This is a genomic window from Actinotalea sp. (genome assembly GCF_035443605.1).
GTDB lineage: Bacteria > Actinomycetota > Actinomycetes > Actinomycetales > Cellulomonadaceae > Actinotalea.
In genome coordinates this window covers 1-9330 of sequence record NZ_DAORSQ010000095.1, presented here as the reverse complement: position 1 = coordinate 9330, position 9330 = coordinate 1, and the positions used below count along the sequence as shown (strand labels likewise).

The following is a 9330-nucleotide window of genomic DNA, read 5'->3' as shown; positions in this document are numbered from 1 at the left end:
GTGAGGTCGACCGCGAACGCCATGACGGCGGTCACCGCGAGCCCCTGGATGACGCCGACGAGCGCGCCGGGCGCGAACGACCCGAGGGCGAGCATGACCGACGACCGCGTCGAGCCCATGGCCCTGCGGTTGACGGCACCAAGGACGAGGAACGTCGCCAGCCCGCCGAGCCACAGGGCGACCGTCACGAGGAACGGAACGCTGCGCGAGCCGAAGAGCCCCCCCGCCTCGCCCGTCACGGCGACCGGCGTGGCGACGACGTGCGCGACGGCGTCCGCCTCGTCGTCGGTGTAGGTGGGCACCTGCTCGACAGCCGTGGTCAGCCCCGAGGCGAGGTCGTCGGCGCCCGTTCCCAGCGAACCCGCACCGGTGGCCAGCTCCGTCGCGCCCGAGGACAGCTCGCCGGCGCCGGCCTCAGCGTCGCGCGCGCCCGCGGCGAGCTGGTCCGCGCCGACGGCGGCCTGCGTCGCACCCGATGCAAGCTGGGCCGCCCCGGTGGCGGACTGCCGGAGGTAGCCCGCGAGCGAGCCCGCACCGGAGACCGACCCGGTGACGCCGTCGGCGAGCTGGTGCCCACCGGCGGCGAGCTGCGTCACGCTCGCGGCCAGGGCGGGCACCCCACCGGCGCCGTCGTTGACCGCTGCGTCGAGCCCGGCGGCGCCCGCTGCGACGCTCCCGGCGAGGTAGGTCAGGCTGGGGGCGGCGCCACCGGTCGGGCCGGCCGGCTGCCGCTGGGCCTGCACGATCCCGACCACGGTCGCGCAGGCCGCGGCGTCGCCGCCCGCGCAGGCCGTCGAGGTGGTCTCGAGGGTGGCGAGCACCCCGTCGAGGGTGGCCTGCAGGCCCGAGGCGCCCTGGGCCAGCCCGGTGGTGCCCTCCGCGAGACCGCCGGGGCCGTTGACCCCGACCGCGAGGGCATCGAGGCCGTCGACGAACTGCTGGGTCGCGGGCAGACCGGCCTGGGCCGCACGCGCCGAGGCTGCGGTCTGGTCGGCGAGCTGGCCCAGGCCGCTCGCGAGGTCCGAGGCGCCGGTGGCGAGCTCGCCCACCCCGTCCGACAGCTCGGTGGCCCCCGTGCTCAGCTGCCCGACGCCGTCGGCGAGGGATGCCGTGCCCGCCGCGACCCCTGCCGCGCCGGAGCCGAGCTGCTGGGCACCGGAGGCGACCTGCGTCGCGCCGTCCGCGGCGTCGCCGAGGCTGGCGTGGAGCGTGCTGAAGCCGAGGTAGACGTTGGTCAGCACGCTCGTGGTGAGCTCCGCGTTGAGCAGCCCCACGGCCGCGCCGGTGACGGCCTGGGACACGGCGGCATCGACCAGCCGCGAGCGCTGGCTGGTGCGGACGTCGATGACGGCCCGCACGACGTCGGCCGGGTCGCCGGCCGCGGAGGTCGCCGCGGCTGAGAAGGTCGACGGGATGGTCACGACCGTCGTGTAGGTGCCGTCGGCCAGGCCGGTGGCGGCGTCGTCCGCGTCGGTGAGGACCCACGTGAAGTTGCCGGACGAGTCGTGCCCGGAGACGTTCGCGGCGCGGTCCTGAGCGGGCGGCGGGTCGTCGGCGGCCGTGGCGTCCGTGGCCGTGGCGGTCGCGGTCGCACCGTCCGAGGTGACCAGGGCTGCCGCGAGCTGGCGTCCGAGCGGGACGATCTGGCCGTCGATCTGCACCGGCGTGTCGAGGTTCACCACGGCCGCCTGCATGCGGTCGAGACGTTCGGTGGGCTGCCACAGCGCCCAGGTCAGCAGGCCGCCGACCACGAGGGGAACGAGCACGAGCCCGAGCAACGTCACCCCCGTCGCACGGCCCCGCGGCCGGGTGCGCTCGGGACGCAGGAGGAAGGAGAGGTCGGGCGTCGCCATCAGAGCACCTTCGCGAGGTCGGGATGGGAGGCCGGCACGGCGACGTGGACCACCGGCGGACCGTCGGGGAGCAGGCCGTCGAGGCTCGCCGGATCGAGGCAGCTGACCACCAGGGTGAGCGGGCGCCCGTCTGTCGTCGCCGTCGCGACGGCTGCGGCGATCTCGTCGCGCGCGTCGCGCCGGTGCACCGGGTCGGTGACCGTGTCCAGGTCGTCGATGACGACGACGGGGACGCGCGCGTCGAACGCCTGCCTCAGCTCGGCGACGGGGTCGACGGCCCTGGCGAGGCTCGCGACCGCGACGCGCGAGCGGATCGCCGCCGCGCGCACCGGTGCCACCAGACCGGCGACCTTGAGGGTCCCGGCGTCGGCGTGGGCGCGGCCGGCGAGGGTGAGCATCAGTGCCGTCCGGCCGCTGCGGTGCGGCCCCTGGACGACGAGCAGGCCACCGGTCGGCACGTGCAGGTCGACGTCGCGGTAGATCGGGTGGCCGTCGGGGGTGTCCAGCCGCAGGCCCTGCGCGCTGATCGCCTCGTCCGCGTCGGGTGAGGGCCAGTCGGCGAGCTCCATCTCGAGGGCGAGCGCCTCCCCCTCGACGTCGAACGACGGCAGCAGCCGGTCGAGGCGGTGCGGCATGTGCCAGGCGCGGTCGCCCAGCAGGTGCAGCACCGCGGGGACCAGCGTCATGCGGACCACGAACGCGTCGACGGCCACACCGACCGCGAGGCCGAGGGCGATCGGCTTGATGTTGACGTCGCCCTCGGGGACGAACGCCGCGAAGACCGAGAACATGATGACCGCGGCCGCCGTGACCACCCGCGCCGAGGAGACGAACCCGGTCCGGACCGCGCGGCGGGAGTCGCCGCCGTGGACGTAGTCCTCGCGCATCCGCGAGACGAGGAAGACCTCGTAGTCCATCGCCAGGCCGAACAGGACCCCCATGAGGATGATCGGCATGAAGCTGATCACCGGTCCCGTGCGGTCCACGCCGATGAGCGAGGCCCCCCAGCCGTCGACGAAGACCGCCGAGACCACGCCGAACGACGCCCCGACGGACAGCAGGTAGCCGAGCGTGGCCTTGAGCGGCACCCACAGCGACCGGAACACCATCGCGAGCAGCACGAACGACAGCCCGACCACGAGGATCCCGAAGGGCAGCAGCGCGTTGCCGAGCCGGGCCGAGATGTCGATGCCGACGGCCGTGAGCCCGGTGACCGACAGGTCAACGCCGTAGGTGGCCTGGAGCTCGTCGTGCCGGTCGCGGATCGCCTGGACCAGCGCCTTCGTCTGGGGCGAGTCGGGTCCGCCCTCGGGGACCACCTGGATGATCCCGGTGTCCGCCGTGGCGTTGGGCGTCGCCAGGGGAACGGAGGCGACGCCCGGCATGGCCTCGATCTCCGCCTTGAGGTCGGCCATGAGGCCCAGCGGGTCCGTCGAGCCGATGATCGTCCCGGTGACGATGAGCGGACCGTTCTCGCCGGGGCCGAAGTGCTCGGCGACCAGGTCGTAGGCCACGCGGGACGGCGTGCCGGCCGGCTGCGAGCCGGCGTCGGGCAGCGCGAGCTCGAGGTGCGCTGCCGGCAGGGCGACGGCCCCGAGCAGCCCCACGACGAGGACGATCGTCACCACCGGGAACCGCGTCACGGCCCGCACCCAGCCGAGGAAGAAGCGGCTCTCGGCCGTCGGTGCGACGAGCGGGTCGTGCGCGTGGTCGCCCGCGACGCGACCGGCCGGGGCCGTGCCGTCCGCGGCGCGACGCTCCGCGCGACGTGCGGCGCGCAGGTCGCGACGGTAGCCGGGCCGCAGCCGGTCGCCCGCGAAGCCGAGCAGGGCCGGGGTGAGCGTCACGGCGATGACCACGGCGATGCCCACGCCACCGGCCGCGGCGATGCCCATCACCGTGAGGAACGGGATCTGGGCGACGGCGAGCCCGAACAGCGCGATCATCACCGTCAGGCCGGCGAACACCACGGCGGAGCCGGCGGTCGCCAGCGCCCGCGCGGTCGACTCCTCCGGGTCGAGGCCATCCCGCAGCTGGCCCTGGTGCCGGGAGATGATGAACAGCGCGTAGTCGATGCCGACCGCCAGGCCGAGCATGAGCGCCAGGAGCGGCGCGGTCGACGAGACGGTCGCGAAGCGCGTCGCGATGAAGATGGTCGAGATCGACAGGGCCACCCCGAGCAGGGCCGTGAGCAGCGGCATGCCGGCGGCAAGGAACGAGCCGAACGTCACGACCAGCACCACCAGGGCGATGAGCACGCCGAGCCCCTCGGTGAGGCTGACCGTCGGCACCTCGTTGGAGAACAGCTCACCACCGAGCGCGACCTGAGCACCGTCCGGCACGGCGGCGGCAAGTCCCTCCTCGACCTGGGCGAGGCCGTCGAGGGTCTCCTCGGTCATCTCGCCCCGCTGCCCGTCCATCTGGACCGCGATGACGAGTGCCGCACCGTCGTCGGAGACGCTCCCGGTCACGACCTCGCCGAACGGGTCGCTCACCGCGGCCACCTGGTCGAGCGCCTCGAGGGACGCGACGGCCGCGGCCACGGGCCGGCGCACGGCGCCGTCGGTGACCTGCCCACCCTCGGGCGCGACGACGACGTAGCGCGCCGTGCTCCCGCTGACCTGGGGGAACGTCCGGCTGAGCTGGGCCAGCGCCGTCCCGGACTCGGTACCGGGGATGGAGAACGTGTTGTCCGTGCCCTGGCTCAGCAGGCCGGCGCCCAGCCCGGCGAGCACGACGACGAGGAGCCAGATCGCGGCCACCCTGCGGCGCGCACGGAACACCGCGCGACCCAGGCGGTACAGGACGGAGGACACGGGACTCCCAGGAGATCGAGCGGGGTGGGCGACAGGTACGACCCGATACACCGGTGTATCCGATACGTGAACGTATCCGATAGGCTCGCGGTTGACCAATCGGTCTTGTGGTCATCGAGAGGAGACGGGACGGGCATGGCGCTGCAGGCACGGCACACCCACCCCCCGCCGGAGACCCCCCGCCGGGGTCGCACCCGGGACCGCCTGCTCGACGCCGCCTTCGACGTCTTCGCGGACCAGGGTGTCCACGCCGCGACCATCGAGCAGATCACCGACCACGCGGGCTTCACGCGCGGCGCCTTCTACTCGAACTTCAGCACCAAGGAAGAGCTCTTCTTCGCGCTGAAGGACCGCGAGAACGAGCTGCGGTTGACGTGCCTCGCCGAGCAGGTCGAGACCCTCCGTCCCCGCCTCGAGGCGGCCGGCGACCCCCTCGACGAGGAGGCCCTCGGCGAGCTGCTGCTCGAGTTCCTCGTCGGCCCGTTCGACAACCGCAAGTGGTGCCTCGTCCAGAGCGAGTTCACCCTCATGGCCCTGCGTGACCCGGCGGTGTCCACCGACTTCCTCGCGCACCGCAGGCGGTTCGAGGCCTCCCTCGTGCCGATCGTCAACCGCGCCCTCGACCGCGCCCGTCTGACCTTCGTGGTGCCGGCCCGCACGGCGGTGATGCTGCTCGTCGACGCCTTCGAGGACGCCCTGCGCTCGGCGATCCTCGCCGGAAGCGACGTCGGCGACGTCGAGGAGGTGCGCGCCACCATGGCCCAGATGGTCCTCGCGCTCACCCTGCCCGCCGACGCCTGATCCGCTCAGCGGCGCCCAGGGCGTCGGGGGGGGCCGGGCACCCGGTGCGTCAGTCCGCGGGCCCCGCCAGCAGCGCCGCGTAGTGCCCCTGCAGCGCAGGGAAGTAGTCCGCCGCGAAGTCCACCGCGGCGACGTCGGCCCCCGTCTCGGCCGCGACCAGCCGGTCGAGGTAGTAGTCCCACCCCGGGCCGATGCTCTCGAAGGCCGCGCGGTCGTGGACCACCTGGCCGAACGCGAGCGTCGTGGCGCCGTCGGCCTCCGTCAGCTCGAGCCTGAGGTCCCACACGCCGTAGTCGTTCGCGGCGTGCAGCTCCAGCCGGTGCGGTGGTTCGCACGCGCGGATCTCGTAGGTCTCCTCTGGCACGTCCTCGCCCTCCGCGGTCATCCGGAACCGCACGGCGCCCGACGTCGGGTCGCCGCGCCACGTGCCGATCCACCGCGCCAGACGCTCCGGCTCGGTCACGGCGGCCCAGACGTCGGCGACGGGGGCGGCGAAGGTCCGCTCGAGGACGACGACGTCCTGGTCGTCGCGGCGGACCAGGCGACCCGTTGCTGCTGCGCTCATCCTCGGACGCTAGCCCCGCCGCGGCAGGGTCGCGCGGCGGATGGCCGACGGCCCGCCGTCGGCCATCCGCATCACGCCGGCCGGTCTACGCCCTGGCGGGGATCTCACCCCCCGCGCGCAGCGCCGCGACGATCTCGCGCACCTGGGCCGGCGTCACGCGGCCGAGCGCCCTGCGGTCGATGAGGAGCGCCGGCGCCTGGTCGCACATGCCGATGCAGTTGACCCAGTCGAGCGTGACGAGGTTGTCGGCGGACGTCTGGCCGACGGTCACGCCCAGCTCTGCCTGGAGCTGCTCGGCGACGCGGCGCATGCCGGCCATCTCGCAGCTGAGCGTGCGGCACACGTGCACCACGTGCCGGCCGGCGGCCTCCATCCTGAGGAAGGAGTAGAAGGTCACCACGCCCTGGACGTCCACCGGCGTGATGCCCAGCCGGTCGGCGACCACCTGCATCGCGACGTCGTTGATCTCGCGCTTCTGCTCCCGCAGGCCCTGGAGCACCGGGATGAGGGCGCTGCGGCTGTGGCCGTGCACCTCGACCAGCGCGTCGATGGCCTCGACGAGGTCCGCGTGCTCGGCGGCGAGCTCCGCCGGCAGGGTCAGCATGGCGCCTCCTCCCCCCGGGGGTGCGTGTCGATGAAGGTGCCCCGCGCCGTGTACTGCGTGTGCAGCAGGCGGTGGCTGGTGTGCCCGCACGGCCCGTCGGTGAGCAGCTCGTCGTACAGCCGCAGCACGGCGGGGTTCTCGTGGCTCTTGCGCACCCGACCCGTCTGCCCGTAGCGCGCGTCCTCGCCATAGATCGCCTGGGCGCGCGCCGTGCGGATCGTCACGTCGGTGGGGATCGGCTGGCCCCCGCCGCCGAGGCAGCCACCGGGGCAGGCCATGAACTCGATGAAGTGGCACCCGGCGAACAGGCCGCCGGCCGCGATGTCGTCCATGACCCTGGTCGCGTTGGCCGTCCCGTGCACGACGGCGAGCTTGAGGGTCACGCCGCGCAGCCAGTCCCAGTCCGTGAAGAGGTGCGCCAGGATCGGGGGCACCGGGCCCAGCTCGGCCGGCAGCGTGATCTCGGCGTACCGCGCGCCGTCGAACCCGCGGACCGGGGTGATGTCGGCGTGCGTGAAGAGCTCCTCTACCTTGCGGCCGGTGACGAGCTCGACGACGGTGCGCAGCGCGGCCTCCATGACGCCGCCCGTGGCCCCGAAGATGACGCCGGAGCCGCTGGCCGTGCCGAACGGGTCGTCGAAGTCGCTCTCGGGCAGGTCCGGCAGGTGGATGCCGTTCTCGTGGATCATCCGCGCCAGCTCGCGCGTGGTGAGGGCGACGTCGACGTCGGCGTACCCGCTGGCGGTCATCTCGGGCCGCTGGGACTCGAACTTCTTCGCCGTGCACGGCATGAGCGACACCGAGACGACGTCGGCCGGGTCCAGGCCGTTGGCCTGCGCGTACCAGGTCTTGATGAGCGCACCGAACATCTGCTGCGGGCTCTTGCAGCTGGACAGGTTCGCGAGCCGCTCGGGGTAGCGGTGCTCGATGTACTTGATCCAGCCCGGGCTGCAGGACGTGAACTGCGGCAGCGGTCGGCGCGTGTCGCCGAGCACGAGGTTCTCGTGCAGGCGCGCCAGCAGCTCCGTGCCCTCCTCGATGATCGTCAGGTCCGCGCTGAAGTTGGTGTCGAAGACCTTGTCGAAACCCATCTCCTTGAGCGCGGTGGTCAGGTGCCAGGTCACGGGCGTGCCGGGCGCGAGGCCGAACTCCTCGCCGATCGCGGCGCGCGGCGCGGGCGCCGTCTGGATGACGACGTGCTTGGTCGGGTCCTCGATCGCGGCCCACACGGCCTGGGTGTCGTCGACCTCCTGCAGCGCACCCGTCGGGCACCGGTTGATGCACTGCCCGCAGCTGACGCAGACGACCTCGGAGATCGGCAGGCCCAGGTACGGCGACATGGTCGTCGAGTCGCCCCGGCCGAGCACGCCGAGCGCTCCGATGCCCTGCATCTGGGCGCACGTGCGGATGCAGCGGGTGCAGTGCACGCACTTGTTCATGTCGCGCACGATCGACGGCCCGAAGGTGTCGAAGCGGCGCGTGGGCTCGGTGCGGTGGCCGAACCGGAACGTCTCCGAGCCGTACTCGGCAGCCAGCTCCTGGAGCTCGCAGTTGCCGTTGCGGCCGCAGGTCTGGCAGTTGCCGCAGTGCTCCGCGAGCATGAGGTCGACGATGTCCCGCCGGGCCTGCCGCACGCGCGGGCTGTACGTCTTGATGTCCACCGGCGCGGTGATCGGGAACGCGCAGCTCGCCTGGAGGTTGCGCTGGCCCGAGACCTCGACCACGCACACGCGGCAGACGCCGGCGTCGGGCAGGTCGGGGTGGTGGCAGAGCGTGGGGATCCGGCGGCCGGCGCGCTGGGCCGCCTCGAGGATGCTCGCCCCCATGGGGACGACGACCTCGCGGCCGTCCACCGTGACGGTGACGGTCTCGGCGCTGTCGAACGCGGTGGCGCTGGCCATGATCCGCATGGCCTGCGCGTGCACTGCGGGGTCCTGGACCTTCACGGCTCGCTCCTCGACTCAGATCCGCGCCGGAACCCGGCCGAGGACCTCGGCCCGGTAGCTCTCGACGATCGAGAGGAACACGTTGGGGCTGGCCTGCCCGAGCCCGCACTTCGAGGCGATCCGCATGGTGCCGCCCAGCTTGATGAGGTCTTCCAGGTGCGCCGGCGTGCACTCGCCGCGCCGCAGCTGCTGGATCCCCTCGAGCAGCTTGACGTTGCCCACCCGGCAGGGCGTGCACTGACCGCAGGACTCGTTGACGAAGAACCACTGGAGGTTCTCCGCCACCTCGAGCAGGTCGCGGTACGGACCGATCGCGATGACGGAGCCGCCGGTGGAGACGTCCTCGTAGCTGATGGCGCGGCCGAACGACGCCGCCGGGACGCACACCCCCGCCGCGCCGCCGACGATCGCCGCCTTGGCCTCGGTCGCGCCGGCCGCCTCGAGGACCTCGGCGATGCTCACGCCCAGCGGGAACTCGTAGACGCCGGGCCGGGCGACGTCGCCCGAGACGCTGAGCAGCTTGGGCCCCGTCGAGCGGTCGGTGCCGGTGTGCGCGAACCACTCGGCGCCGTGGGCCAGGATCGCCGCGGCCCAGGCGAAGGTTTCGACGTTGTTGACCACCGTCGGCGCCCCGTGCAGGCCCCGGACCACGGGGAACGGCGGTCGGTTGCGCGGCTCGCCACGGCGCCCCTCGAGGCTCTCGATGAGCGCCGTCTCCTCGCCGCAGACATAGGTGTCGGAGCCC

At 73.4% G+C, this 9330-nt stretch carries 7 protein-coding genes; 1 reads left to right on the top strand and 6 read right to left on the bottom strand.

What is annotated here, in order from left to right:
• Together PKY62_RS10490 and PKY62_RS10485 are read right to left on the bottom strand one after the other, a co-directional pair.
• The coding region (locus PKY62_RS10490) for a hypothetical protein (protein WP_324536692.1) at window positions 1-1853 on the bottom strand (1853 nt) is incomplete at its 3' end.
• Window positions 1853-4669, bottom strand: a complete 2817-nt coding sequence (locus PKY62_RS10485) for an MMPL family transporter (RefSeq protein WP_324536690.1) — start codon at window positions 4667-4669, stop codon at window positions 1853-1855. The genes PKY62_RS10490 and PKY62_RS10485, both read right to left, overlap by 1 nt.
• 135 nt (window positions 4670-4804) lie before the next feature.
• Here PKY62_RS10485 and PKY62_RS10480 point away from each other — a divergent pair, with 135 nt between their 5' ends.
• On the top strand, window positions 4805-5470 hold the full coding sequence (locus PKY62_RS10480; protein ID WP_324536688.1) for a TetR/AcrR family transcriptional regulator: 666 nt from the start codon (window positions 4805-4807) through the stop codon (window positions 5468-5470).
• Between the two features lie 49 nt (window positions 5471-5519).
• On the opposite strand, the gene PKY62_RS10475 is transcribed toward PKY62_RS10480, so the two are convergent.
• The 4 genes from PKY62_RS10475 to PKY62_RS10460 form a co-directional block, all read right to left on the bottom strand.
• Complete coding sequence (locus PKY62_RS10475) at window positions 5520-6035, bottom strand: SRPBCC family protein (RefSeq protein WP_324536686.1); 516 nt, start codon at window positions 6033-6035, stop codon at window positions 5520-5522.
• A gap of 85 nt (window positions 6036-6120) precedes the next feature.
• Window positions 6121-6639, bottom strand: a complete 519-nt coding sequence (locus PKY62_RS10470; protein WP_324536684.1) for an NADH-quinone oxidoreductase subunit NuoE family protein — start codon at window positions 6637-6639, stop codon at window positions 6121-6123.
• Window positions 6633-8585, bottom strand: coding sequence for a [FeFe] hydrogenase, group A (locus PKY62_RS10465; RefSeq protein ID WP_324536682.1), 1953 nt, complete (start codon window positions 8583-8585; stop codon window positions 6633-6635). The genes PKY62_RS10470 and PKY62_RS10465 overlap by 7 nt, the downstream gene beginning before the upstream one ends.
• Before the next feature lie 15 nt (window positions 8586-8600).
• Window positions 8601-9330: NADH-ubiquinone oxidoreductase-F iron-sulfur binding region domain-containing protein (locus tag PKY62_RS10460; protein ID WP_324536680.1), on the bottom strand; the 730-nt coding region annotated here is incomplete at its 5' end.